At 68.5% G+C, this 25,172-nt stretch carries 23 protein-coding genes; 11 read left to right on the forward strand and 12 right to left on the reverse strand.

All coding sequences use genetic code 11. The annotated features are described in order from the left end of the window. Positions 1-1,077 carry a saccharopine dehydrogenase family protein gene (locus tag P2PM1_RS07660; RefSeq protein ID WP_186398713.1) on the forward strand — a complete coding sequence of 359 codons (1,077 nt, stop codon included), beginning with the start codon at positions 1-3 and terminating at the stop codon, positions 1,075-1,077. Here the strand turns inward: P2PM1_RS07660 and P2PM1_RS07665 are convergent. Genes P2PM1_RS07665 through P2PM1_RS07685 form a run of 5 tightly spaced genes read right to left on the reverse strand, consistent with a single transcriptional unit; the run spans position 1,074 to position 3,747 of the window. Beyond that, positions 1,074-1,307 carry a hypothetical protein gene (locus P2PM1_RS07665; protein ID WP_186398714.1) on the reverse strand — a complete coding sequence of 78 codons (234 nt, stop codon included), beginning with the start codon at positions 1,305-1,307 and terminating at the stop codon, positions 1,074-1,076. The two genes, P2PM1_RS07660 and P2PM1_RS07665, sit on opposite strands and share 4 nt — an antisense overlap. 52 nt (positions 1,308-1,359) lie before the next feature. After that, positions 1,360-1,770 (reverse strand): SRPBCC domain-containing protein, encoded by a 411-nt coding sequence (locus P2PM1_RS07670; RefSeq protein WP_186389012.1) that lies wholly within the window; start codon positions 1,768-1,770, stop codon positions 1,360-1,362. Further along, the gene (locus P2PM1_RS07675; protein ID WP_186398796.1) at positions 1,767-2,138 is read right to left on the reverse strand and encodes a helix-turn-helix transcriptional regulator; all 372 of its coding nucleotides are present in this window, start codon (positions 2,136-2,138) and stop codon (positions 1,767-1,769) included. The genes P2PM1_RS07670 and P2PM1_RS07675 overlap by 4 nt, the downstream gene beginning before the upstream one ends. A 57-nt stretch (positions 2,139-2,195) precedes the next feature. Further along, positions 2,196-2,783: a winged helix-turn-helix transcriptional regulator gene (locus P2PM1_RS07680; RefSeq protein ID WP_186398715.1), complete on the reverse strand. Its 588-nt coding sequence runs from the start codon at positions 2,781-2,783 to the stop codon at positions 2,196-2,198. 40 nt (positions 2,784-2,823) lie between these two features. Beyond that, on the reverse strand, positions 2,824-3,747 hold the full coding sequence (locus tag P2PM1_RS07685; RefSeq protein ID WP_186398716.1) for a LysR substrate-binding domain-containing protein: 924 nt from the start codon (positions 3,745-3,747) through the stop codon (positions 2,824-2,826). Between the two features lie 85 nt (positions 3,748-3,832). On the opposite strand from P2PM1_RS07685, the gene betC reads away from it, so the two are divergent. After that, entirely contained in the window at positions 3,833-5,374 is a 1,542-nt protein-coding gene (gene betC, locus P2PM1_RS07690) for a choline-sulfatase (protein WP_186398797.1), read from the forward strand. Between the two features lie 35 nt (positions 5,375-5,409). Then, positions 5,410-7,047, forward strand: a complete 1,638-nt coding sequence (locus tag P2PM1_RS07695; RefSeq protein ID WP_186397658.1) for a BCCT family transporter — start codon at positions 5,410-5,412, stop codon at positions 7,045-7,047. Positions 7,048-7,157: 110 nt separating this feature from the next. Here P2PM1_RS07695 and P2PM1_RS07700 read toward each other — a convergent pair whose 3' ends face one another. Next, complete coding sequence (locus tag P2PM1_RS07700; protein WP_186398717.1) at positions 7,158-9,890, reverse strand: HAD-IC family P-type ATPase; 2,733 nt, start codon at positions 9,888-9,890, stop codon at positions 7,158-7,160. A 154-nt stretch (positions 9,891-10,044) separates the two neighbouring features. Further along, positions 10,045-11,457, reverse strand: coding sequence for an amidohydrolase family protein (locus tag P2PM1_RS07705; protein WP_186398718.1), 1,413 nt, complete (start codon positions 11,455-11,457; stop codon positions 10,045-10,047). Between the two features lie 444 nt (positions 11,458-11,901). Here P2PM1_RS07705 and P2PM1_RS07710 point away from each other — a divergent pair, with 444 nt between their 5' ends. The 4 genes from P2PM1_RS07710 to P2PM1_RS07725 all read left to right on the forward strand — a co-directional run bounded on the left by P2PM1_RS07710 (position 11,902) and on the right by P2PM1_RS07725 (position 17,071). Next, complete coding sequence (locus tag P2PM1_RS07710; RefSeq protein ID WP_186398719.1) at positions 11,902-12,711, forward strand: hypothetical protein; 810 nt, start codon at positions 11,902-11,904, stop codon at positions 12,709-12,711. 385 nt (positions 12,712-13,096) lie between these two features. After that, a complete protein-coding gene (locus P2PM1_RS07715; RefSeq protein ID WP_186398720.1) occupies positions 13,097-13,645 on the forward strand; it encodes a hypothetical protein in 549 nt (182 codons plus the stop codon). After that, positions 13,629-15,788 (forward strand): bifunctional diguanylate cyclase/phosphodiesterase, encoded by a 2,160-nt coding sequence (locus tag P2PM1_RS07720; protein WP_186398721.1) that lies wholly within the window; start codon positions 13,629-13,631, stop codon positions 15,786-15,788. Before P2PM1_RS07715 ends, P2PM1_RS07720 begins: the two co-directional genes overlap by 17 nt. A gap of 86 nt (positions 15,789-15,874) precedes the next feature. Further along, entirely contained in the window at positions 15,875-17,071 is a 1,197-nt protein-coding gene (locus tag P2PM1_RS07725) for a lytic murein transglycosylase (protein ID WP_186398722.1), read from the forward strand. A gap of 162 nt (positions 17,072-17,233) precedes the next feature. Here P2PM1_RS07725 and P2PM1_RS07730 read toward each other — a convergent pair whose 3' ends face one another. The 3 genes from P2PM1_RS07730 to queA all read right to left on the reverse strand — a co-directional run bounded on the left by P2PM1_RS07730 (position 17,234) and on the right by queA (position 19,960). Beyond that, positions 17,234-17,578 (reverse strand): PilZ domain-containing protein, encoded by a 345-nt coding sequence (locus tag P2PM1_RS07730; protein ID WP_186398723.1) that lies wholly within the window; start codon positions 17,576-17,578, stop codon positions 17,234-17,236. Positions 17,579-17,720: 142 nt separating this feature from the next. Beyond that, on the reverse strand, positions 17,721-18,866 hold the full coding sequence (gene tgt / locus P2PM1_RS07735) for a tRNA guanosine(34) transglycosylase Tgt (protein ID WP_186398724.1): 1,146 nt from the start codon (positions 18,864-18,866) through the stop codon (positions 17,721-17,723). Then, the gene (gene queA / locus P2PM1_RS07740) at positions 18,863-19,960 is read right to left on the reverse strand and encodes a tRNA preQ1(34) S-adenosylmethionine ribosyltransferase-isomerase QueA (protein ID WP_186398725.1); all 1,098 of its coding nucleotides are present in this window, start codon (positions 19,958-19,960) and stop codon (positions 18,863-18,865) included. The genes tgt and queA overlap by 4 nt, the downstream gene beginning before the upstream one ends. Positions 19,961-20,255: 295 nt before the next feature. On the opposite strand from queA, the gene P2PM1_RS07745 reads away from it, so the two are divergent. The 3 genes from P2PM1_RS07745 to P2PM1_RS07755 all read left to right on the forward strand — a co-directional run bounded on the left by P2PM1_RS07745 (position 20,256) and on the right by P2PM1_RS07755 (position 21,225). Next, entirely contained in the window at positions 20,256-20,405 is a 150-nt protein-coding gene (locus P2PM1_RS07745; protein ID WP_186389023.1) for a DUF1127 domain-containing protein, read from the forward strand. A 315-nt stretch (positions 20,406-20,720) separates the two neighbouring features. Beyond that, complete coding sequence (locus P2PM1_RS07750; RefSeq protein WP_186389024.1) at positions 20,721-20,873, forward strand: DUF1127 domain-containing protein; 153 nt, start codon at positions 20,721-20,723, stop codon at positions 20,871-20,873. Positions 20,874-21,075: 202 nt separating this feature from the next. Then, a complete protein-coding gene (locus P2PM1_RS07755) occupies positions 21,076-21,225 on the forward strand; it encodes a DUF1127 domain-containing protein (RefSeq protein WP_186389025.1) in 150 nt (49 codons plus the stop codon). Between the two features lie 593 nt (positions 21,226-21,818). Here P2PM1_RS07755 and glmU read toward each other — a convergent pair. Next, on the reverse strand, positions 21,819-23,177 hold the full coding sequence (glmU, locus tag P2PM1_RS07760; protein WP_186398726.1) for a bifunctional UDP-N-acetylglucosamine diphosphorylase/glucosamine-1-phosphate N-acetyltransferase GlmU: 1,359 nt from the start codon (positions 23,175-23,177) through the stop codon (positions 21,819-21,821). Between the two features lie 191 nt (positions 23,178-23,368). On the opposite strand from glmU, the gene P2PM1_RS07765 reads away from it, so the two are divergent. Then, positions 23,369-24,364 carry an SLAC1 anion channel family protein gene (locus P2PM1_RS07765; protein ID WP_186398727.1) on the forward strand — a complete coding sequence of 332 codons (996 nt, stop codon included), beginning with the start codon at positions 23,369-23,371 and terminating at the stop codon, positions 24,362-24,364. A gap of 24 nt (positions 24,365-24,388) precedes the next feature. Here P2PM1_RS07765 and P2PM1_RS07770 read toward each other — a convergent pair whose 3' ends face one another. Next, positions 24,389-25,000, reverse strand: a complete 612-nt coding sequence (locus P2PM1_RS07770) for a pyridoxamine 5'-phosphate oxidase family protein (RefSeq protein WP_186398728.1) — start codon at positions 24,998-25,000, stop codon at positions 24,389-24,391. Positions 25,001-25,172: the final 172 nt, after the last annotated feature.

Here is a 25,172-nt window from a genome sequence, read left to right on the forward strand (position 1 = left end):
ATGTCGCAGGTCAAGCTCACCCTGTTCGGCGCCGGCCATGTCGGCACGGCGCTTGCCACCGTCCTTGCCGGCCATGGCCGCTTCGCCGTCCAGGTGGTCGACGGGTCCGACGACGCGCTCGACCGGCTGCAGGGCCTCGGCCTGCCGCTGACCCTGCGCCATCTCGCCCCCGGCGAGGAGGCGCACCGCCTGATCGAGGGGCAGGACATCGTCGTCGCGGCGGTGCCGGACCAGGCCGTCGCCCGCGTCGCCGAGGCGGCCCTTCTGGTGAAGGCGCATTATCTCGACTTCATCCCGACGCCCCGGGCCGCGCGCGACAGCCTCGACGCCCTTGCCGGCCACCGCGCCGTGCTCACCGGCTGCGGCGTGTCGCCGGGGCTGATCGGCGTGCTCGCCTGCGGCCTGCTCAAGGACTTCGCGCCGGTCTCCGATCTCGTCATCCGGGTCGGCGCCATTCCGCGCCATCCCACCAACCGGCTCGGCTATGGCCAGATCTGGAATGTCGATGGGTTGATCGAGGAATACACCCGCCCGAGCGCCGCCATCCGCGACGGCGCCGCGGTCGAGCTGACGCCGCTGGAGGAGTATGAGCGCCTCACCTTCGACGGCATCGGCTACGAGGCCTTCGTCACCGCCGGCGGGCTTGCCGATCTCGACGCGCTCGCCGGTTTCACCCCGCGCAACGTCACGGTGAAGACCCTGCGCTATCCGGGCCATCTCGACTATATGCGCTTCCTGCTCGACGATCTCGGCCTGCGCCATCGCCGCGACCTGCTGCGCACGCTGCTGTCCAACGGCCTGCCGCTGATCGAGGACGACGTGCTGCATGTGGTGCTCACCGCGCGCGGCCAGCGCGGCCGCCAGCAGGCCGAGCGCACGCTGCGCTACCGTTTCGCGCCCAATGCCGCCTACGGGCCGTTCAACGCGCTGACCTCGGTCGCCACCGGCTATGCCGCCAGCCTGCTGACGCTGCTCGCCGACGGCGCCCTGCCGAACCGCGGCCGGATCGCGCCGCACCATCTCGATGCCGCCCGCCTGCTCGACAGCCCCTTCATCGCGCCGCTGCGGCGGGATTAGGGACGGGCCTCTCCGGTCGCCGCCGCTGTCCCGTCCCGCCGCGCGAGCCAGGGCTGGGCGAACAGCCACAGGCCCGTCAGCATCAGGGGGATCAGCGGCACCAGCGCCAGCACCCCCACCCAGACGGAGGCCGTACCGGCAAGGTTCGTGGCGATATTGGCGAGGACCGCCAGGGTAAAGGCGAGCGACAGCCAGCGGTGGGTCTGTCGGATCCATCCGTTTCGGGTCATGACAAGTTCCAGGTTCGGGGTGACGGTGTGGTTCAGGTCGCGGTGGAGCCGGTCACTCCATGCGCGCCAGCACCTCTTCCAGCGCATCGAGGAAATGCGGCCAGCCGGCCTTGGCGCCGCCATAGTAGCGCGGCTGGTCGCGGCGGAAGCCGGTCTGCTCCATCCGCAGCCGCGTTCCCCCGCGCGTCGGGGTCAGCGTCCAGGTGACGATGCTCTTGAGATCGTGGTCGCCCCAGCTATAGGCGAGCAGGAGCGGCGGCTCGATGTCCAGCACCTCGCAATCGACCGAGCCCCAGTCGGCGCGAAAGCCGAAGCGATGGCCGATGGCCGGGCGGAAGTCACCCTTCATCAGCCACTCCTCGATCAGATGCGGCTCGGTCAAGGCCCGCCAGATCCGCTCCGGCGGGTGGGCGATATCGCGTTCGACGACGACCGACAGCGTGTCTTCATGGGTATCCGTCACTGATCCATCCTTCCAAGCAGGTCTTCAAGGGCGTCGAAGCGGGCTTCCCAGAAGCCGGTCATCCGCCGCGTCCAGTCGGCCAGTGGAGCGAGGGCCGAGACATCGGCGCTGTAGTGGGTCTGTCGGCCCGCCTGCCGGTCGCGCACCAGCCCGGCCTGTTTCAGCACCGCAAGATGCTTGGAAACCGCCGGTTGCGACACGCTGGCCTGCGCCGTCAGCGCACCCACGCTCTGCTCGCCGTCGCGGCACAGCCGTTCGAAGATCGCCCGCCGCGTCGGATCGGCGAGCGAGCGAAAGAGGGCGTCTTGGCCAATGTCTGGGCCAATGTCTGGGCCAGTGACTTGTGCAGTGTCTTGGGCGTGCGGCATGAAACCCATAACTCCATGGCTATGGGTTTATCTCATAACCGAACGGTTATCGATCCGTCAAGACCGCGCCGACCGGACCGCGTGGACGCGCGCCCCGCGCGGCGACAGGCGGTAGCCGACCGCCAGGCTCTCGGTCAGCCCGAGCTCCTTGAGCCGGCGCACGCGGGTCTTGAAGGCGAGCTTGTCCAGGCCCATCGCGGCGGCGAGTTCCGCCGCCGGGCGCTCCGGGTTGCGGGCGATCAGATCCAGGATCCGCCCGGTCCAGGCGCCCTCGCGCGCCCGCCCGTCCATGGCGTCGAGCCGCCCGGCGATCTCCGCCAGCGCCTGCGGGTCGAGGCTATCGTCCTCGCGCAGCCCGGCACGTGGATCCTCGCCGGCCCAGGACACCTCGATCCGCTCCAGCGTCCCCGGCCTGCCGCCATCCAGCCAGTCGCGCAGCGCCGCCGCATCTAGGAAGCCGGCCTTGCGGGCGTCCGCGTCGGTCACAGCGCCCGCCTCGACCGGCGAGATGTCGCCGATGGCAAGGACGCCGATCGCGGTGCGCAGGGTCCCGCCCGGTGTGACCGTGCGGCGCCTCCAGCGGCGGAACTGCAGGCTGATCCGCCCTGCCCTGATCCCCTCCAGCACCTCGCCTCTCAGCAGCATTGCGCGCCTCCCTCCCGTGCCGTGCCCGCCTGCTCCATTGTCATGCCGCCCGCCCGGCTTCGGCCAGGATCCAGTCGTGCACGCGCCGGGCGGCGGCGGCGGGCGTGTCCTGCGCGGCCCGGATATAGTAGCCGCGATTGCTGGTCGCGACATGCGGCAGGGCCTGCACCAACTCGCCGCGCGCCAGCATGTCGTCGATCAGCCCGTGCCAGCCGAGCGCGATGCCGAGCCCGGCCTGCGCGGCGCGCACCACGATGTCGTAGCTGGTGAAATGGGTGCGCTCATGGCCCGGCCGATCGGTGACGCCGAAATGCGCGAACCAGCTTTTCCAGTCATGCCAATGCGAGGTGACGGGGGTCGACAGGCTGAGCAGCGGCAGGCCGAGGAGATCGGCCGGCTCCGCCAGTCCGCGATAGCGTGACAGGAACTCCGGACTGCAGACGGCCGACACGCGCTCGTCCATCAGCTTCGTCTCTCCCGCTTCGATGTCGTCCGCCTCGGCCATCCGCACCGTCAGGTCGACGCTGAGGCCCGCCGCCAGTTCCGGCTGCTGCGAGGTCAGCATCGACAGATCGACCGGCTGCACCGCCTCGCGCAGCCGGGCAAGGCGCGGCAGCAGCCACAGCGAGGCGAAGGCGAAATCGACCGAGACCAGCACCGAGGGCGTGCGGTTGCGCTGGGCGAAGCGGCGGAAATCGGCGGCGAGCGTGCCGAGCAGCGGATCGACGGCGGCCAGCAGGTCCGCCCCTTCCCCCGTCAGCCGCACCCCGCGCCAGGTCCGCTCGAACAGCGTGATCTCGAGACTGTCTTCCAGGGATTTCAGCCGCTGGCTCAGTCCGGGCTGCGAGATCCGCAATTCGCGCGCCGCCGCCGACAACTGGCCATGGCGGGCGACGACCACGAAGGCGCAGAGCCCGGCGGCGTGCCGGCTCAGAAAGATATAATCCCGGCTTATGTCATTCATAGAAAACTCTCTGTGGAAGAGGCGGTTTCCGTCCGTCAAGCTAAGAAAAACATTCAGTCACATACCTGCGGCGGGGGCAATGCGGATGCATGGCGCGGGCGATGGCCGTCCGGACACGGACGGCCGGCCGAACATCCTGATCTTCATGGTCGACCAGTTGAACGGCACCCTGTTCCCGGACGGGCCGGCAGACTGGCTGCATGCGCCGAACCTCAGGCGGCTGGCCACGCGCTCGGTGCGCTTTGCCAATGCCTACACCGCTTCGCCGCTCTGCGCGCCGGCTCGGGCCTCCTTCATGTCCGGCCAGTTGCCCTCGCGCACCAGGGTCTATGACAACGCCGCCGAGTTCGCCTCCGACATCCCCACCTTCGCCCATCACCTGCGCCGCGCCGGCTACCAGACCGCGCTGTCGGGCAAAATGCATTTCGTCGGCCCCGACCAGTTGCACGGCTTCGAGGAGCGGCTGACGACGGATGTCTATCCGCCCGATTTCGGCTGGACGCCGGACTATCGCAAACCGGGCGAGCGGATCGACTGGTGGTACCACAACATGGGCTCGGTCACCGGCGCGGGCGTCGCCGAGATCACCAATCAGCTCGAATACGACGACGAGGTCGCCTATCACGCAATGCGCAAGGTGCTGGACCTTTCGCGCGGTCACGATGACCGGCCGTGGTGCCTGACGGTCAGCTTCACCCACCCGCACGATCCTTACGTGGCGCGCCGGCGCTTCTGGGACCTTTACGAGGACTGCGCGCATCTTGCGCCGCGCGTTCCCGCTCTCGCCTACGAGCAGCACGATCCGCATGCGCGGCGGATCTTCGATGCCAACGACTGGCGCTCCTACACGATCACCGACGCGCACATCCGCCGGGCCCGCCGGGCCTATTTCGCCAACATCTCCTATCTCGACGAGAAGATCGGCGAGATCCTCGATGCGCTGCAGCGGACCCGGCAGCAGGCGATCGTCCTTTTCGTCTCCGACCATGGCGACATGCTCGGCGAGCGCGGCCTCTGGTTCAAGATGAGCTTCCGGGAAGGCTCCGCCCGGGTACCGCTGATGATTGCCGCCCCCGGCCTTGCGCCGGCTCTCGTCGCCGATCCGGTCTCCACGCTGGACGTCACCCCCACCCTGTGCGATCTGGCCGGCATCCCGCTCGGCGAGGTCGCGCCCTGGACCGACGGCGAGAGCCTGGTGCCGGTGGCGCGGGGGGATGCGGCGCGCCCGCCGGTGCCGATGGAATATGCCGCCGAGGCCTCCTATGCGCCGATGGTGGCGCTGCGCGAGGGCCGGTGGAAATACGCCGCCTGCCCGCTCGATCCCGAGCAGCTCTTCGACCTCGACGCCGATCCGGACGAACGGGAGAACCTTGCCGGCGATCCTCGGCACGCGGGCGAGTTGGAGCGCTTTCGCGCGCTTGCCGCCGCCCGCTGGGACCTTGCACGCTTCGACGCCGAGGTGCGCCAGTCGCAGGCCCGCCGGCTCGTGGTCTACGCGGCGCTGCGCAACGGCGCGCATTTTCCCTGGGATTACCAACCGCTGCAGAAAGCCAGCGAGCGCTACATGCGCAACCACATGGACCTCAATGTCCTGGAGGAGAGGCAGAGGTTCCCCCGCGGCGAGTAGCCTTCGCGCCGCAACGACACGAAAGGAACGGACGGATGAACCTCAAACCACCCCTGGTCGATCTGCCGATCAAGATCGCCGAACGCGGCTTCTACAACGGCTTCATCATCGACGTGACCATCACCTCGAAACTGGCGGTCGGCGCGCTGGTGATCTGGGCGGTGGCCTTTCCGCAGCAGGCCGGCGAGATCCTCGCCGGGTTCAACAGCTTCATCCTGGCGAATTTCGCCACCTGGTATTTCTATGTGATGGCCGCGTTCGTGCTGGCCTGCGTCGCCCTCGTCGCCTGGCCGACGGCCGGCCGGATGAAACTCGGCGGGCCGGACGACGAGCCGGAATTCTCGCGCTTCTCGTGGTTCTCGATGATGTTCGGTGCGGGCATCGGCGTCGGCATGCTGACCTGGGCGGTCGCCGAGCCGATCTACCACTTCAACCGCAATCCGGACGTCATCCAGGGCCTTGCGACCGCCGGCGGCGCGGACAACGTCCTCAATGCCTTCAAGTGGTCCTATCTGCACTGGGGCTTCTCGGCCTGGTCGTCCTATGCCGTTGCCGGTCTGGCGCTCGCCTTCTTCGCCTATCGCCGCGGCCTGCCGCTGACCATCCGCTCCTCGCTGGCGCCCCTGTTCGGCAGCCGCCTGTCGGGGCCGGTCGGCCATGCCATCGACATCGTCGCGGTGATCGCCACCATCCTCGGCGTTGCCCAGATGCTCGGCTTCGGCGTCGAGCAGTTCGTTGCCGGCATGGCGCGGATCGGGATCGGTAGCTGGCTGATCAACGAGCAGGGCACCGCCTCCTCGCTCGGCATCATCGTCGCCATCCTGATCATCATGGGCGCCTCGACGCTGTCCGCCCTGTCGGGCGTCGGCAAGGGCATCAAATGGCTCTCGAACCTCAACATGGTGCTGAGCACCTTCCTGCTCTGCTTCTTCCTGCTGTTCGGCTCGAGCTGGTTCGGCCTCAACGCGCTGTTCGTCGGCGGGCTGGAATATGTCCTGGCACTGCCCTCGATGATCTTCACCGTCTATTCCGGCGAGAGCGACACGGCACAGGCGCTGGAAGGCTGGCAGGGCGCCTGGTCGGTGTTCTACTGGGCCTGGTGGGTGGCCTTCGCGCCCTTCGTCGGCCTGTTCCTGGCGCGCATTTCCAAGGGCCGCACGATCCGCGAATTCGTCGTCGGCGCCGTGATCGCGCCCGCCATCATGTGCTTCGTCTGGTTCGCCTTCGCCGGCGGCACCGCCATCGAAATGGAACTGACCGGGGTCGCGGGCGGCGCCATCAACTCGGTGCCGGACGGCGACAAGATCTTCGCCATGACCGGCCTCATGCTCTCGCCCGTCCTCGGCTGGCTGATGGCGGTGCTGATCGTGGTGCTGCTGATGACCTACCTCGTGACCTCGGCGGACTCCGCGGTGCTCATCGTCAACACCATCAATGCCGCCGGCGACGAGGGTCCCAAGGCGCGCCCGCACATCCTGTTCTGGGGCATCACGCTCGGCCTCGTCGTCGCCGCGCTGCTGCTCGTCGGCGGCCTGAAGGCCATCCAGACCGCGATGGTGATCGGCGCCCTGCCCTTCTCGCTGGTGATGGTGCTGATGTGCGTGTCGCTGTTCAAGGCGATCTATCGCGACGGCCTGCGCGAGCGCGCCGGCCTGCAGACCGTCTACGAATAGGCGCAAAAAGCGGCGGCGGTCGGCCCTGCCCGGCAGACCGCCGCCCCCGTCTTCCCTCGCCCCGTCTTCCCTCGCCCCGTCTTCCCCCGCCCCGTCTTCCCCCGCCCCCGTCAGTGCTCGCCGCCGCCGTTGCGGCGGAACACCAGCCGCAACTGCTTCTCGATCTCGATCAGCGCGAAGAACGCCACGCCCACCATCACGATCAGCACGCCGTCGAAGAACGGCACCGCCGCCGTGCCGAACACGATCTGCAGCGTCGGCACATAGGTGATGGCGAACTGCGCCAGCGTCACGATGATGACGCAGGCCCAGACGATCGGCGTGCCCTGCACCGCCTTCCAGGTCAGCGAGGTGCCGTAGATGTTGCGGATGAAGAACAGGTGGAAGATCTCCAGCACCACCAGCGTGTTCACCGCCATGGTGCGGGCGACGTCCTGCGAGTATCCCCGGTCGATGGCGTAGAAATAGATGCCGAAGACCCCGGCCAGGATCAGCGCCGACACCATGACGATGTGCCACAGCAGCGCCCCGCCCAGGATTGGCTGGCGGCGCGGGCGCGGTTCGCGGCGCATCGTGCCGTCCTCCGTCGGCTCGAAGGCCAGCGAGATGCCCAGCGTCACGGCGGTGATCAGGTTGACCCACAGGATCTGCACGGCGGTGATCGGCAGCGCCATGCCGAGCAGCAGCGCCAGGGCGACGGTCATCGATTCGCCGCCGCTGGTCGGCAGGGTCCAGCTCAGCACCTTCTTGATATTGTCGTAGACGGTGCGGCCCTCGCGCACGGCAGCGGCGATCGAGGCGAAATTGTCGTCGGCGAGTACCAGGTCCGCCGCCTCCTTCGCCGCCTCGCTACCCTTGCGGCCCATGGCGATGCCGGCATCGGCGCGCTTCAGCGCCGGCGCGTCGTTGACGCCGTCGCCGGTCATCGCGACGGTCAGGCCATGCGCCTGCAGCGCCGTCACCAGCCGCAGCTTGTGCTCCGGACTGGTGCGGGCGAAGATGTCGGTCTCCACCACCTGTGCCGAAAGCTCCGCATCGTCCATGGCGTCGAGATCGTTGCCGGTCAGCACCTTGTCGGGGTTCTTCAGGCCGATCTGCCGGCCGATGGCCGCCGCCGTGCCGGCATGGTCGCCGGTGATCATCTTCACCCGGATGCCGGCGCCGTGGCATTCGGCGACGGCGACCACCGCCTCGGGGCGCGGCGGGTCGATCAGCCCGACAAGGCCGAGGATGATGAGGCGGCCGGCCAGGTCCTCCTTGCGCAGCACGGCCGGATCGCCGGAGGGCTGCCAGGCGTCGTCGACGGTGGCAAGCGCCAGCACCCGCTGGCCGCGGCCGGCGATGGCGTCCATCTCGCGGGTCCAGAAGTCCTTGTCGAGCGGCTCGATCCCCCCTTCCGGGGTGCGCTGGCCGGCGCACATCGCCAGCACCTGTTCCGGCGCGCCCTTGACGTGAAGGTCCGTGTGGCCGTCCGGGCTGCGATGGCGCACCGCCATGTAGCGATGGGCGGCGTCGAAGGGGATCTCCGACAGCCGCGCGTGATCGCCATAGGGCTCGTGGCCGTCGCCGGAGATCTTGGCGGCGAGCGCCTTCAGCGCCCCTTCCATCGGATCGCCCTCGGTGCGCCAGCCCTCCTCGTGCGGATGCAGCGCCGCGTCGTTGCACAGGGCGGCCGCGCGCGCGATTTCCGCGAGCACACCATGCTCGCCGGCTGTGACGTCCCGGTCGTCGAGCCGGATCGTCCCCTCCGGCGAGTAGCCTTCCCCGGTGACGGCGAACAGGTGGCGCGAGGTGGCGACCGTCGCCGCCAGCATCTCGTTGCGGGTCAGCGTGCCGGTCTTGTCGGAACAGATCACCGAGACCGAGCCCAGCGTCTCGATCGCCGGCAGCCGGCGGACGATGGCGTTGCGCCTCGCCATCGCCTGCACGCCGACGGCGAGCGTGATCGTCAGGACGGCCGGCAGCCCTTCCGGAATGGCCGCGACGGCGAGGCCCACCACGGCCATGAACAGCTCGTCGAACGGCATGTGGATGACATAATAGCCCCAGGCGAGCACCAGGCCGGCAACCAGCAGGATCAGCAGCGTCAGCCAGCGGGCGAAGCCGTCGAGCTGGTGGACCAGCGGCGTCGTCAGGGTCTCGACCGACGACAGCAACCCGCTGATGCGGCCGATCTGGGTGGCCGGGCCGGTGGCGACGGCAACGCCGCGGCCGGTGCCGGCGGTGACCAGCGTGCCGCTATAGGCCATGCCGTGCCGGTCGCCGAGCGGCGCGTCGGCGACTGAAGCCTGCGTCTCCTTTTCGGACGGGACGGACTCGCCGGTCAGCAGCGCCTCGTCGATCCGCAGGCCCGCCGCCTCCAGCAGCCGCATGTCGGCCGGCACCCGCTCGCCGGGCTCCAGCAGCACGATGTCGCCGGGCACGATCTGGCTCGCCATGATCCCCTGCCGCCGGCCGTCGCGCACCACCGAACTGTGCGGCGCCAGCATGTCGCGGATCGCGTCCATCGCCTGCTCGGCCCGCCCCTCCTGGATGAAGCCGATGATCGCGTTGACGATGACCACCGCCAGGATGACGCCGGTATCGATGTAATGCTCCATCAGCGCGGTGATCGCGGCGGCCGCGATCAGCACATAGATCAGCAGGTTGTGGAACTGGCTGAGGAAGCGCACCAGCGGCCCGCGGCGCGGCGCTGCCGGCAGCCGGTTTTCCCCGTATCTGGCGAGCCGCTCGGCGACCTCGCTCGCCGACAGGCCGGCCGGCGTGGTGTCGAGGGCGGCAAGGACGGTGCGGGCATCGCGGGCATGGGCCTCGGCGATGTCTTGGTCGCGATCACTGGTCATGGGTGCATCCGTGGTCTCTGGAGGGGGCGGAGGCCCGGGAAAGGTCCGGCCGAATTTGGGTCAGAGCGCCGGCAAGGCCTAGTCCGGAAAACACCTAGGAGCAGGTCCGCGCGCGTGCGGGGATTCCGGGACGCCACTTGCCGAAAATCGCGCGCTACAGGCTGGAGCGGACCACCTCGCCGCCCTTCATGATCAGCCGCAGCGACGTGTCCGGCGTTCCCAGGAACGAGAGATCCGTCTCGGGTTCGCCGTCGACCACCAGCAGATCGGCGAGCGCCCCCGGCGCCACGACGCCGACCGGCGCGCGGTAGGGGTTGCGGTCGCCCGACATGGCAAGCAGCTCGCCGGCCCGCCCGGTCGCCGCGCGCAGCGCCTCCAGCGGGCTCATGAACCGAGTGAGCTTGGCCAGTTGGCGTCCCTGCGAGGCCGCATTCCCGGGGCTCATCAGCACATCGGTGCCGAAGACGGAGCGCACCCCCAGCTCATGCGCCATTGCATAGGCCCGCACGGTCCCTTCCGAGACCCGCTGCTGGTCGGCGCGCATACGCGGATCGGCATAGACATTGGCGTCCTCGTCGGTGAGGAAGGGCTGCAACGACCACCAGATGCCTTCGTCGGCCATCATCGCGACGGTCTCCTCGTCGGCGAGCTGGCCGTGCTCGATGCAGCGCACGCCGGCGCGGATGGCGCGCTGGATGCCCTTCGGCGTGTAGACGTGGACGCAGACATAGGTGCCCCAGTCGGACGCGGCATCGACGCCGGCGCGCAGCTCCGCCTCGGTGAACTGGGTGCTGTCGAGCGGATCGTAGGCGGACGACACGCCGCCGCCGGCCATCATCTTGATCTGGCTGGCCCCGCGCATCAGTTGCTCGCGAACCCGGCGCAGCACCTCGTCGGCGCCGTCGGCGATCGCGGTGACGCCGACCCGGTCGGGATAGCTCAGCGGATCGCGGTCGGCCCTCGGCAGGTCGTTGAGCATGCGAAAGTCGCCATGTCCCGAGGTCTGCGAGACCAGCGCGCCGGAGGGAAAGATCCGCGGCCCGGCGACGACGCCCTCGTCGATCGCCCGCTTCAGTGCGAAGGCGGGCCCGCCGACGTCGCGCACGGTGGTGAAGCCGCGCAACAGCGTGGCACCGGCCTCGCGCGCGGCCAGAAGATGCACATAGGCGATGTCGCCGGTGAGCGCCGTGACCTGCGAAACGCTGGCCAGCGTCGAGTGCCAGTGGCAGTCGATCAGCCCCGGCATGGCGACACGGCCGCCGCAATCGAGCCGGGTCGCCTCGGCCGGTCCCTGCCCCTTTGGCGGCAAGGCGGAGACGTGGCCATCCTCGATCAGGATGTCGACATCGTCGCGGATCGACAGCTCCTGCCCGTCGAAAAGCCGCAGATTGGTGAGGAGCAGCGGCCGGCCCGGATCGCCCGTCTGGGCGTGCGAGGACGCAAGACCGAAACCGGCGAACATGCCCATGACCGCGGCCGCGCCGCCGATCATCTCCCTGCGCGACAATTCGACCTCCATGCGGCGATAGGCGGCAAGCGTTTCCGGCGCCCCGCAGCGGCAGGCCATCGGAACCCGATCCTGATAGGGGGTCCCAGTGAAACAACAGGCGCACAGAAGCATCACACACCTCGCTGAACATGCCGAAACGCATGTCATTCTGGGTCGTGTTCGACAGGGCTGTCAAACCACAGGAAAGACTATCGTCAGTTTCGACAATTTACGTTCGGATATGACGAAATATTCAAGATGCCCCCGCCTCGTGAAACCGGCATGACAACTGGATGAAGGGGCAGGAGAACGGCTATTCTCCAAGTCTTTCGGCCGCCTGAAACTGGCACTCTCCCGGGCGAAACGGCAACAGAAGCCGCCAAATTGCCGCTTGGGCGATTGACGCGTCGATCTGCGGGGCAGTAGCTTTCGTGTCGCCTTCGCAGCCCGCCCGCGCTGCGGGCTTGATCGCGCGTTGCAAGGTGCGGGCTTGATCGCGCGTTGCAAGGAAGGAGCGGCCCCATGGTTGACCGATCAGAGGGCTCTACGCCCAAAGTCAGCCGGCGAATCGCCCGCGGGGCACGGTTCCTTGCCGTCCTTCTGCCGGCGCTGCTCGTAGCGGCCCAGTTGCTGGCGCGCCCTGCCCATGCCGAGGACGGCTGGCGTTTCCAGGTCACGCCCTATGCCTGGGCGCCCTCCTTGTCGGGCACCGTCAAGCCGCGCCCGTTCCTGCCGACGGCCTCCTTCGACCGTCCGTTCAGCGACATTCTCGAAAATCTCGACGGCGCCTTCTTCGTCAGCGGTACGGCCCGCTACGACCGCTTCGTGATCTTCGGCGATTTCACCTGGTCGGCCGTGACCGAGCAGGACCGCATCGCCCTGCCCTTCGCCCCCTTCGGCTTCGATGTGCACGGCCAGGTGCGGCAACTCTCTGCGACGCTCGCCGGCGGCTATTCCGTTGTCGCCCGGCCCGAGTTCACGCTCGACCTCTTGGCCGGCGCCCGCCTGTGGCATATCGATGCCAGCGTCAATATCCGCGGCACCGGCCTTGCCGCCAGCAAGAGCGATACCTGGCTCGATCCGGTGCTGGCGGCGCGGGCGCGGTGGCAGTTCGCGCCGGACTGGTCGGTGATTGCCTATACGGATGTCGGTGGCTTTGGCACCGGCTCGAACCTGACCTGGCAGGCCGTCGGGACGCTGAACTACCGGGTGAACGACCGCGTCTTTCTGTCCGCCGGCTATCGCCACATGGCTCTCGACTATGACCGAGGCGGCATGAAGCTCGATATCGACATGACTGGACCGCTGATCGGCGCGACTTTCCGGTTCTGACACTTTCCGGTTCTGACGATGTGCGCCCGTCCCGCGCCGTGAGGGTGATGGGAAGACCGTGCGTTCTCGCCAGCCGCCCCGGCGAGCCGAAAGGTGCGGGTGTGGTGCACCCCCTGGCGCCCACTTCGTGACATGGATCACAGACATCCCTCGCGGTCTGTCGCAAGGGGATCTCGGCGCATGCCCTGCCCGTCGCGCGCGGCCCTCCGCCTCCCCGAAAATGGCTCAGCCGGCGTTTCGTTGCCCCAGGCCGCAGCCTCGCAACTCTTGCGGGACCCGGCACAACTGCGTGTCCGCGACCTTGGTAGCAAAAAGTTCACAACATGCCTTAAAGGCGCTTTCATGACTCGGTTGTATCGGTTTCAGTAGCGGTTTGGAGGAGTGAATGACTGGTTCCGTGCAAACCCTGACCGTTGCCTTGAGCCTGCTGGTGGCCCTGCCCGCAGCCGCGTTCGCCGAGGCCGACGGGGCGCTGTCGCCGGTCGCCGCCGCCGAGGCCTTGCACGCGCGCACGGCCGGCGCCGACCTCGACCTGGTGCGCAGCCATGTGGTGGAGCTGGCGGAACTGGCGCGCCGGCACATCGACGAAGCCGGTCTCGAAACCGCCCTGGAGGATTTCCGCAATCCGCCCTGGCTGCGCGAGGCGAACGGGTTGCACCTGTGGGGCGTCACCACCGCGGGCGTCAGTTGGTTCGACACCGGCCATCCGGAGCTGGTCGGCATCGACGTCTCCAACATCACCGACATCGAGGGCCGGTTCTGGACGCAGCTTGCGGTCGCCTCCGCTTTGGAAACGGGCGAGAAGGTGTTCCTGCTCCTCTTCCCGCATCCGAAGACCGCGAAGTCGGCGGTGGGCTTCCACACCTGTTTCATGCTGGAGGACGGCGAGCGCGTCCTGTGCGCGGGGGCTTTCGAAGATGCGCCGACCGGATAGTCTGGCCGGCCGCCTCCGCTTCTCCAACTGGCCGATCCTGGCCAAGGTGATGGCGGCCCCGCTCGCGACCCTGATCGCCCTTGCGGTCATGGTCATGCTCGTCTGGCACGCGCTGACCCAGCAGCGGGCGGCGATCGTCGCCAACCTCACCCGGCTGGAGACGGTGCTGCACCGCGCCCATGAAGTGTCCCATCACCTGGCGAGCGTCGAGGCAAATCTCTACAAGCTGTCGATGTGGAGCGAGATCGGCGTGCGCGGCGGCGAGCTCGAAGGGACCCTGCGCGCGATCAATTACGGGCTCGAGCGGGCGGCCATCGACATTACCCTGCTCGACAGGGCCGGCCTCGAGGGGACGGAGGAGCTGCGGCGGGGCTTTGCCACCTATCGCCAGAACACCTCGCAGGCGGTGCTGCTGATCCTGCGCAACGCCACGCTCGGCGCGATGGCGACCCGCGGCGGCCACAAGACCTATGCCGAGGTCGAGCACCATGCCCAGGCGATCGGCGACCGGGCGAGCGAGCAGTTCCGCAAGGCGATGAGCGAGGCCGGCGACACGTTCGATCGGCTGAACCGGAATTTCCTGATCCTCGCCCTGTTCGCCGCGCTGGTCGTGGTGGGGGTCAGCATCGCCGCCTCGCGGGCCATTGCCCGGCCGATCACCGGTCTCGTCCGTGCCATCCAGGCGCTGCTGCGCGGCGACCTGTCGACGCCGGTGCCCTGCACCGCGCGGCGCGACGAGATCGGCAGCATCGCCGGCTCCGTGCAGGAGCTCCAGCGGGCGCTGGTGCGCAATCGCGAGCTGGCGCGCGAGCGCGAGCAGAAGCAGGCGGAACTGGAATTCATCGCCGCCCATGACGGGCTGACCGGCGTCGCCAACCGCAAGGCCTTCGACGCCTATATGGACAGCGCGGCGCTCGCCGCCGGCAGCGACGGCGACCTCATCTTCCTGCTGATCGACCTCGACAGTTTCAAGCCGATCAACGACGCCTATGGCCATGCGGCCGGCGACACGGTGCTGCGGGAACTGGCGCAGCGCTATCGCAAGCTGGTGCGCCCCGGCGACATGGTCGCCCGGCTCGGCGGCGACGAATTCGCCATCACCATCGTCTCGCGGGAAGGCAGCCGCGATCCCGAGCAGTTCGCCAAGCGGGTGCTGGAGGCGACGGTGACGCCGGTGCGCCACGCCGGACGCGAGCTCCGGGTCGGCGCCAGCATCGGCGTCGCCTGCAGCCGGGAGGTCCCTTACGGGCCGCAGGCACTGATGGCGGCGGCGGATCGGGCGATGTATGTCGCCAAGCAGGAGAAGCGGCCGTCCTTCACCATCTATTCGCCGCAGATGGCGCCGCAGCGTTTCGGGCTGGAGGAGCGGGAGGAGGTCGAGCGGGCGCTGCGCGAGGGCGAATTCGTGCTGCATTACCAGCCCAAGGTCGCGCTCGCCGACAATGCCCATGCCGGTTTCGAGGCCCTCGCCCGCTGGCGCCATCCGCAGCGCGGGCTCCTGATGCCCGACCAGTTCCTGCCGAAGATCGACGAGTTCGGCCTGCAGGGCGACTTCACCATGAAGGTCGCGCGGCAGGTGGTGGAGGATCTCCGGCGCTTTGCCGAGCTCGGCCTCGACAGCCGCGGCATCTCCTTCAATATGGAGGAATCCATGCTGGCGACCCGCAGCGGCATGGACGATCTGCGCCGGCTGGTGATGGAGAACCAGCAACTCGCCCGGCTGCTCACCCTGGAGATCACCGAGGACGTGTTCATCGCCCGCGCGGCGGAGACGATCCGCGACAATGTCGACATGCTGGCCGCCCTCGGCGTCCGCATCTCGATGGACGATTTCGGCACCGGCTACGGCTCGTTCAAGCACCTGCGCGAATTCACCATCCACGAGCTGAAGGTCGACCGCGAATTCGTCGAAGGCATCGGCCGCGACCGCTCCTCGGAGGTGATCATCGACGGCTTCCTGGCGATCGCCTCGGGCCTTGGCCTGATGGTGGTGGCGGAAGGCATCGAGACGCGGGCGCAGGCCCGCTACCTGCACCAGCGCGGCTGCCAGTTCGGCCAGGGCTTCCTGTTCTGCCGCCCCCTGCCCTTCGAGGCCGCCGTCGACTATCTCGCCGAGCGGCAGCCACGCTCGCGCACCGGCTGAGCGGAATTTTGCCGCGCCGGGCTTGTTTCCGCAGGGTCGCCTCCCGCAAGATCAGGGACGACTCGTCCAGCCGAAAGGGCCCGCCGATGATCTGCCGCCTGCCTCGCCTCTCCCTTGCCGCCGCCTGCCTCGCTGCGCTCTTCGCCACATCGCCGGCGGCGGCCAGCACGCCCTGCGGCGGCGATTTCGGCGCGTTTCTGAGCGGCGTCGCCGAGGAAGCCCGCGCCAAGGGGCTGCCGGATGCGGCGATCCGCAAGACGCTGGGCGGCGCGCAGATCGACAGGACGGTGCTGTCGCGCGACCGCGCGCAAGGCGTCTTCAAGCAGGATTTCCTCACCTTCTCCAGGCGTTCGGTCAGCGACTACCGGCTGAAGCACGGCGCCGCCAACATGAAGAAGCACGCCGCGATCTTCGCAAGAGCCGAGGCCGATTACGGCGTGCCGGCGCCGGTGATCACCGCCTTCTGGGCGCTGGAGACCGATTTCGGCGCCGTCCAGGGTGATTTCAACACGGTGAACGCGCTGGCGACGCTCGCCCATGACTGCCGCCGGCCGCAGCTCTTCCGCCCGCAGCTCATCGCCGCCATCGAGATGGTCGCCCATGGCGATCTCGACCCGGCCCGCACCACCGGCGCCTGGGCCGGCGAGATCGGCCAGGTGCAGATGCTGCCTGCGGACATCATCCGCTTCGGCAAGGACGGCGACGGCGATGGCCATGTCGACCTCAAGGGCAGTGCGCCGGACACGATCCTCACCGCCGCCGGCTTCATCAAGAGCCTCGGCTGGCGCGCCGGCGAACCCTGGCTGACCGAGGTCAAGCTGCCCGCCAGCCTGCCCTGGGAGAAGACCGGCCTCAACTTCGACACCACCGTCGGCGAATGGGCCAGCGCCGGCGTCACCGCCCGCCAGGGCCGCCTGCCTGCGGCGAACCTGCCGGCCGCGCTGCTGATGCCGCAGGGCCACAAGGGCCCGGCCTTCCTCGCCTACCCGAATTTCCGCGTCTATCTGGAGTGGAACCAGTCGTTCATCTACACGACGACCGCCGCCTATCTGGCAACGCGGCTCGCCGGCGCCCCCCGCTACGATCCGGGCAATCCGGACCCCGGCCTGTCGGACGCGCAGATGAAGCAGTTGCAGGAAAAGCTTGCCGCAAGGGGCCATGACGTCGGCAAGATCGACGGCATCCTCGGCGCCGGCACCCGCGCGGCGGTGCGGGCCGAGCAACTGCGCCTCGGCATCCCGGCGGACGGCTGGCCGACGCCCGCCTTCCTGTCTCGATTCTAGAGTGTGGTGAATTTGAAATACGCCTGATGTTAGCAACGACCTCCAGAGCGTATTTCAAATTCGAAAACCACACTCAAAACATGAACTTGCTAGTCACCCTCTTTGAATCTGAAGTTCGTTCAGAGCTTGCCGCCCCATGTGACGAACTTCAGATTCGGGTGACTAGCCGATCTCGACGCGTTCGTCGAACGTCTCGGCCGGGGGAACGTGCGGCCTGCCGGCTGCCCTTTCCTCGCTCGCCTTCTTGTGCAGGAAGCGGATGCCCGCCTCGTCGCCCTGCATCCAGACCAGTTCCGCATCGACCGTGATGGCGCGCCGGGGAAACTCGAAGGCAAACCGCTCGGCGAGCATGTGCTGGCCGGCGAGGCGCACGCGGCAGCCGGTGATGCTGAGATCCTCGACCACGCAGGAGATCGACACGCCCCGGTCGACGATGATGGCGGGAATTCGGCAAGGGGCTCTGGGGGCCGAGCGAAGCTCGCCGCGCACCTTCGGCTTGTGACGCATTCGGGAAATCCTCTGGCCGGACGGAGCGCCGGTTCGGGAATAAGCAATTGAATACAGCCTGATAGCTCCGATCGCGTGAACGGATCGTAAAGCGCGCGGAGGATTTCACGGGGACGGTTGCGCCCGCCGGCGCGCAGGCCCGTCAGTCGAGCGGCGCCAGATCTCCGCGGGCCCAGTCCTCGCGCGTCTTCGCCCGGAAATCCTCGAACCGGCCCTCCTCGATCGCCGCGCGCATCTCGCGCATCAAGGTCTGGTAATAGGCGAGATTGGTCCAGGTCAGCAGCATCGCGGCCAGCCCCTCGCCCGCCTTCACCAGATGGTGCAGATAGGCGCGCGAATAGTCCCGCGCCGCCGGGCAATCCGAGGCCTCGTCCAGCGGGCGCGGATCCTCCGCATGGCGGGCGTTCTTCAGGTTCACCTTGCCGTAGCGGGTATAGGCGAGGCCATGGCGGCCGGCCCGCGTCGGCATCACGCAGTCGAACTGGTCGATGCCGCGCGCGACGCTCTCCAGGATGTCCTCCGGCGTGCCGACGCCCATCAGATAGCGCGGCTTGTCCACCGGCATCGCCGGGGTGGTGATCTCCAGCATCGCCAGCATCACCTCCTGCGGCTCGCCGACCGCCAGCCCGCCGACCGAATAGCCCTCGAACGGCATCTGCCCCAGCGCCTCAGCCGACGCGATGCGCAGGTCCGGCACGTCGCCGCCCTGGACGATGCCGTAGAGCGCCTGGCCGCACCCCGGCCCGCCCATCGTCTCGAACTGCGCGCGCGAGCGTTCTGCCCAGCGGAGCGACAGGCGCATGGCTCGCTCCACATCCTCGCGCGGCGCCGGCAGCGCGATGCATTCGTCGAGCTGCATCTGGATGTCGGAACCGAGCAACTGCTGGATCTCGACCGAGCGTTCCGGCGTCATCACATGGCGCGAGCCGTCGATATGGCTCTGGAAGGTGACGCCGTCCTCGGTCAGCTTGCGCAACTGCGCCAGCGACATCACCTGGAAACCGCCCGAGTCGGTCAGGATCGTGTGCGGCCAGTTCATGAAGCGGTGCAGCCCGCCGAGCCGGGCGATGCGCTCGGCGCCCGGCCGCAGCATCAGGTGATAGGTGTTGCCCAGCACCACGTCGGCGCCGAGCTCCCGCACCTGGTCCGGATACATCGCCTTGACGGTCGCCTGCGTGCCCACCGGCATGAAGGCCGGCGTTGCGACCCGTCCGTGCGGCGTGACGATCTCGCCGCGCCGGGCCATGCCGTCGGTTGCAAGGAGGCGGAAGGAAAACGGCGCGGTCATGCAGGATCCTTGGGGAAGAGCAGCGAGGCGTCGCCATAGGAATAGAAGCGATAGCCGGTGGCGATGGCATGGGCATAGGCCTTGCGCATCGTCTCAAGGCCCGACAGCGCCGACACCAGCATGAACAGGGTCGAGCGCGGCAGGTGGAAATTGGTCATCAACGCGTCGATGGCGCGGAACCGGTAGCCCGGCGTGATGAAGATCGATGTTTCGCCGGCAAAGGGCGCCAGCCCCTCATCGCCCTGCGCCGCGCTTTCCAGGATGCGCAGCGAGGTGGTGCCGACGGCGACGACCCTGTTGCCGCGCGCCCGCACGGCGCGCAGCGCCGCGACCGTTTCCGCGCTCACCTCGCCCCATTCGGCATGCATGTGGTGCTCGTCGGTGTCGTCCGCCTTGACGGGCAGGAACGTGCCCGCCCCCACATGCAGCGTCACCCGGTGCCGCTCGATACCGCGCGCGTCGAGCGCCGCCAGCAAGTCGTCGGTGAAATGGAGGCCGGCGGTCGGCGCGGCGACGGCCCCGTCCTTTTCCGCGAAGATCGTCTGGTAGTCCTGCCGGTCCTGTTCGTCCTCGCCGCGCTTGGCCGCGATATAGGGCGGCAGCGGGATATGGCCGACGGCGGCGATCGCCTCGTCCAGCAGCGGGCCGGCAAGGTCGAAGGCGAGCAGCACCTCGCCGCTCTCGCGCTTGTCCGCGACGGTCGCGTCCAGCGTGCCGAGCAGGCAGGCCTTGCCTTCTCCGCCGAACCGTACCCGGTCGCCGATGATCAGCTTCTTGGCCGGGCGCACGAAGGCCCACCAGCGGTCGCCTCCGGCGCGCAGGTGCAGCGTCGCGCCGATCCGCGCCACCGCCTCGCCGCGCGTGCGCGTGCCCTCGAGCTGCGCCGGGATCACCCGCGTGTCGTTGAAGACCAGCGCGTCGCCCGGCTCCAGCAGCATCGGCAGGTCGCGCACGCCCCGGTCCTCCAGCACCTCGCCCGGCAGCGGCGCGCCGTTCGGACGCACCACCAGCAGGCGCGCGGCATCGCGCGGACGGGCCGGGCGCAGCGCGATGCGCTCCGGCGGCAGCTCGAAGTCGAAATCGTCGACGCGCATGGCCTTGGCTGAAACCCGGTGAAAGATGGCATTGGCTCAGGGGTTCGGCTCTTAGCTCTCCCCTGCCGCGCGGTCAACCGCGCGCCCTCGCCGCCCGCTCCGGCGGCTCTTCCGAGTCGCCGGCATAACGAGCGCGCGCGCAACTATTTTGCGATGCACAATCTGCATAGCTGCTGTGCACTATCTGCGCTTTTTTTCGGCACCTGAAAAAACTACCTTCTGGTCATCGGATCGGAGCGCTGACGAGGAATGACCCAGGCAGCCAACTCCCACATGTCGTGCATATGAGGTTGCCATGTTCGACACTCTCGCTCGCAAATACCGCAACTGGCGGACCTACCAGACCACCGTTTCCGAGCTGTCGCGGCTGACCACCCGCGAGCTCAACGATCTCGGCATCGCCCGCGGCGACATTCCCTTCATCGCCCGGAACGCCAGCCGTTAACAGTTCACGTTCAAGGAGATAGACCTCCTCCCCTGTCTCCTGACGTGTTGCCGACGGGATATCCTCCTCCCAATCCCGTTCGGACATTGCGACGCCCGCCGGTACCTCCTCCCACCGGCGGGCGTCGCTTTTTTCTTGGGCATGCCCGCTGGGTGTGCGACCTCGGCGAAAGCCGCAATCCGGGCATGCGAAAATAGCGCCTCACAAACGGCGCGACGCAGCCCATATCAGTGTCACCGAACGATGACGCAGCGCAAAAAATGAGCGAAGAGCGGCCGCTTCGGGAGCAATAAGAAAAAGATCACGGAGTTTGACATGTTCACGACCCTCGCTCGCAAATACCGCAACTGGCGGGCCTATCACAGCACCGTCACGGAGCTGTCGCGCCTGACCCCGCGCGAGCTTGACGATCTCGGCATCTCGCGTGGCGAGATCCCGACCGTCGCTCGCCGCGCGGTGATCGGCTGATCCCATCTCGAACCGGCGGGTCTTCTCCTCCCGGACCCGTCAGTCGAACGCGCCGCCCGCCGGTACCCTCCTCCCAACCGGCGGGCGGGCGCAACCCCAACGAAACACCGGCTTCGCCGCAATGCGGCGGTTCGGGATGCTGGCGCCCAATCCGCGCCGCCCCGGCCCCCCGGCGCCAGCCTCGACCATCAGGACCGACATCATGTTCAACACCCTCGTTCGCAAGTACAATTCCTGGCAGCAGTACCGTCGCACCTATGACGAGCTGTCCCGCCTGTCCAATCGCGAGCTCAGCGATCTGGGAATCGGCCGCGGCGATATCGATTTCATCGCCCGCAGCCACACCCGCTGAGACGACGCACAGCCCTCGCGGGGGCACCGCAAACGGAAGACGCCGTCCCTTCGGGGGCGGCGTTTTCTTTTAAGCCATTGAAAAAGTTCAATTTTCAAAATTTTATGCTGCTCTGCACAAAAAGCAGGGCTGATATGCAACATCGTCTCTTTAAACAGGGGCGCGACTCCCCCATATCTCAACCAACGGAGCAAGCGATCCTCCTCCCACGCTTCGCTCCCGTACCGGCCGGTGTTCCTCCTCCCTCACCGGCCACCCAAAACGACGCCCACCGGTACCTCCTCCCACCGGTGGGCGTTCGTTTTTGTCCTTTCCCTTTTTCTGGCCCTTGTCCGGCCCCTTTCACCGGCCCTGTTCCCCGGCATCTTCCGCAGGCCCGCCGTCGTCCTCCCTTGCGCATACCTCTCCCGGCGTCATCCCGGACGAGGCCGAAGGCCGAAGATCCGGGATCGGGGAGCCCCGGCGCTCAAGGGGCGTCCGGGGAGCGCGCCTCACAGGCCCTCGGCTCTCCGATCCCGGCTCGGCGCTGGCGCGCCGTCCGGGACGAGGAGAGGATTGCGTACAGAAGAGGACAAAACGCAGCGGGCGCGCGCCTACACGCTCTTTTCCGCCTTGGCGCGGGCGAAGCGTTCCTTGAGCTGCGCCCCGCGCCCCTCCTTCACCACCTGCCGGGCGCGGCCGAGCGACAGCGCATCGGCCGGAACGTCCTCGGTGACGACGCCGCCGGCGGCCAGATACGCCCCCTCGCCGATGCTGAGCGGGGCGACCAGCGTCGAGTTCGACCCGACAAAGGCGCCCGCGCCGATATCCGTGTGGTGCTTCAGGAAGCCGTCATAGTTGCAGGTGATGGTGCCGGCGCCGATATTGGCGCCCGCCCCGACCCGCGCATCGCCGATATAGGTGAGGTGGTTGACCTTCGCCCCGGTCTCGACCCGGGCGTTCTTGATCTCGACGAAATTGCCGATATGCGCGCCGGCGCCGATCTCCGCGCCGGGCCGAAGCCGCGCGTAAGGGCCGAGCGTCGCCCCGTCCGCCACCCGCGCATCCTCCAGATGCGAGAAGGCGCGGATCGTCACCCGGTCGCCGATCTCGACGCCGGGGCCGAACACCACGTTCGGCTCCACCACCACGTCGCGGCCGAGCCGCGTGTCATGGGCGAAATGCACGGTCTCCGGCGCCACCAGCGTCGCCCCACCCTCCATCGCGGCAAGGCGCGCCCGGCGCTGGTAGTCGGCCTCGACGCGGGCGAGCTGCGCCCGCGTGTTGATGCCCTGCACCTCCCATTCCTCGGCCCGTTCGGTGACGACCGAAAGGCCGAGCCGGTGGGCGATCTCCGCCGCGTCGGTCAGGTAGAACTCGCGATTGGCGTTGTCGTTGCCGATCCGGTCCAGGATCGCGGCAAGGCGCGCGCCGCGAAAGCCCATGATGCCGGAATTGCAGAAGCGCACGGCCCGCTCGGCCTCGCTGGCGTCGCGCTCCTCGCGGATCGCCAGCAGCTTGCCGCCCTCCGTCAGCAGCCGGCCGTAGCCGGTCGGGTCCTGCGCCTCGAAGCCCAGCACCACCACGTCGGCGCCCGCCTCCAGCCTTGCGCAGACCCGCTCCAGCGTCTGCGGCAAGACCAGCGGCGTGTCGCCGAACAGCACCAGCACCTGGTCCGGCGCATCGCGCCAGGCCGGCTCGGCGGCGCGCGCCGCATGGGCGGTGCCGAGCCGCTCGCCCTGCACGTGGCACTGCGCTCCCGGCGCCCGGCGGGCGACCTCGGCGACCAGTTCCGGCATATTCGGCCCCACCACAACGGACACCCGGCCGATGCCGGCCGCATCGACCGCCTTCAGCACATGGCCGACCAGCGACAGGCCGGCGACCTGATGCATCACCTTCGGCAGGTCCGACTTCATCCTGGTGCCGAGGCCTGCGGCGAGCACGATGGCAAGGCGGGATGTGGACGGCATGGCAAACCTCTCTTTCGGGCCGGGACGGACGGCAACCGCTGTCATCGACAGCCGGCGCGCCGGCGTCAAGACGCGCCGGCGGCAACCCCGCAACTTTGTCGCAGGAAACACGAGAACGGAGCTTGGCGAAAGCCGCTGCGGACGGATATTCAGGGGGCCACGGGGTCTGACACGTTCGGATGGGGCGAAACATGAGCACAGCGACGGCCGGGGCAGCGGAGCAGGCGGCACACGAGCCGTGGCTGAAGCATTTTCCGATCACCTTCTTCGCCGTGGTGATGGGCCTTGCCGGCCTGTCGCTGGCGACCCGCCGCATCGAGGTCGCGCTGTCCGGCGCGCCCGGCACCGCCAGCTTCGTGCTGACGCTGGTCGCCGCTGCCACCTTCTGCGCCATCGCCGCGATCTATCTCGCCAAGGCGCTGCGCCACCCCGGCGCGGTGAAGGCGGAGTGGAATCATCCCGTGCGCATCGCCTTCTTCCCGGCGATCACCATCGGCGTGCTGCTGCTGTGCTCCGGCGTGCTGCCGCGCGCGCACGGCCTTGTCGAGATCGTCTGGCTGGCGGCGACGGCCGCCCATCTGCTGCTGATCCTCGGCGTCGTCGCCACCTGGATCAGCCACCGCACCTTCGAACAGGCGCATCTGACGCCGGCCTGGTTCATTCCCGCCGTCGGCAACGTCCTGGTGCCGGTCGCCGGCGTCGAGCTCGGCTATCTCGAGACCTCGTGGTTCTTCTTCTCGGTCGGCATGCTGTTCTGGCTGATCTTCCTGACGCTGGTGTTCAACCGGCTGATCTTCCACAACCCGATCGCCGAGCGGCTGCTGCCGACGCTGGTCATCCTGATCGCGCCGCCCTCGGTCGGTTTCGTCTCCTGGGAGCTGCTGAACGGCGGCACGGTCGATGCGGTCGGACGCATCCTCTATTACAGCGCGCTGATGTTCGTGCTGGTGACGCTGACCCAGGTCGGCCGGCTGCTGCGACTGCCCTTCTCGATGGCCTGGTGGGCCTATTCCTTCCCCGTAGCCGCCTTCACCATCGCCTCGGCGCTGTTCGCGGGGTCGACCGGCGCCGCCCTGCCCCGCGCCCTCTCCTTCCTCGCCTATGGCGTGCTTTGGGCGGTGATCGTCCTGCTGGTCGTCAAGACGGCCGCCGCGATCCGCCGCAACGAGATCTTCCGCCCGGAATAACAGAGCGCGGGTGAGGCCGGCGCCTCACCACAGCGTCTTGCGCGCCCGCTCCGGCCAGTCGCGGTCATAGGCCTCGCCGCCGACCGTCGCCTCGCTCAAGGCCGAAAGGATCGCCCCCGGCGTCGGCACTCCGCGTGCCGCCTCCTGCGCCTCGGCGTCCCACAGCCGCGCGCGCACGATCGCCCGGGCGCATTGGAAATAGACCGTCTCCACCTCGATCAGGATCACGCTGCGCGGCGCCTTGCCGTCGACGGCGAAGTCCTCCAGTAGCTGCGGGTCGGCGCTGATCGCCGCCCTTCCGTTGAGCCGCAGCGTCGTGCCGCTGCCGGGAATGAGGAACAGCAGCGCCACGCGCGGATCGCGGACGATGTTGCGCAGCGAATCGATCCGGTCGTTGCCGCGCCGGTCGGGCAGCGCCACGCGCTTCGGCCCGAGAATGCGCACCACCTCGCCCCGGTCGCCGCGCGGCGAGCAGTCGAGCCCCTCCGGCCCGGCGGTCGCCAGCGCCACAAAGGGCGAAGCCTTGATCAGGGCGGCATAGTCGTCGCTGATCCAGTCGATCTCCTTGACCCTGGAGGCCGCCCCCGGCGTGCCGTAGAGCGCCTCCAACTGGTCCACCGTGGTGATCGTCGTCATGCCGCCTCTCTCGCTCCTCTTGCGCACCGTCCGGGCGCCCGCCCTCTCCTCGCAGCCCGGCCGCTTCCGATCCGCGATCTGGCTCGAACTATAACCGAACTCCGGCGCACGGGGACAAGTCGGCGAGCCCCGGCCGCCGCCCGCCGGGGATAAGTGCCGCCGGCACGCGCTG

The organism is Stappia sp. P2PMeth1 (genome assembly GCF_900185735.1).
GTDB lineage: Bacteria > Pseudomonadota > Alphaproteobacteria > Rhizobiales > Stappiaceae > Stappia.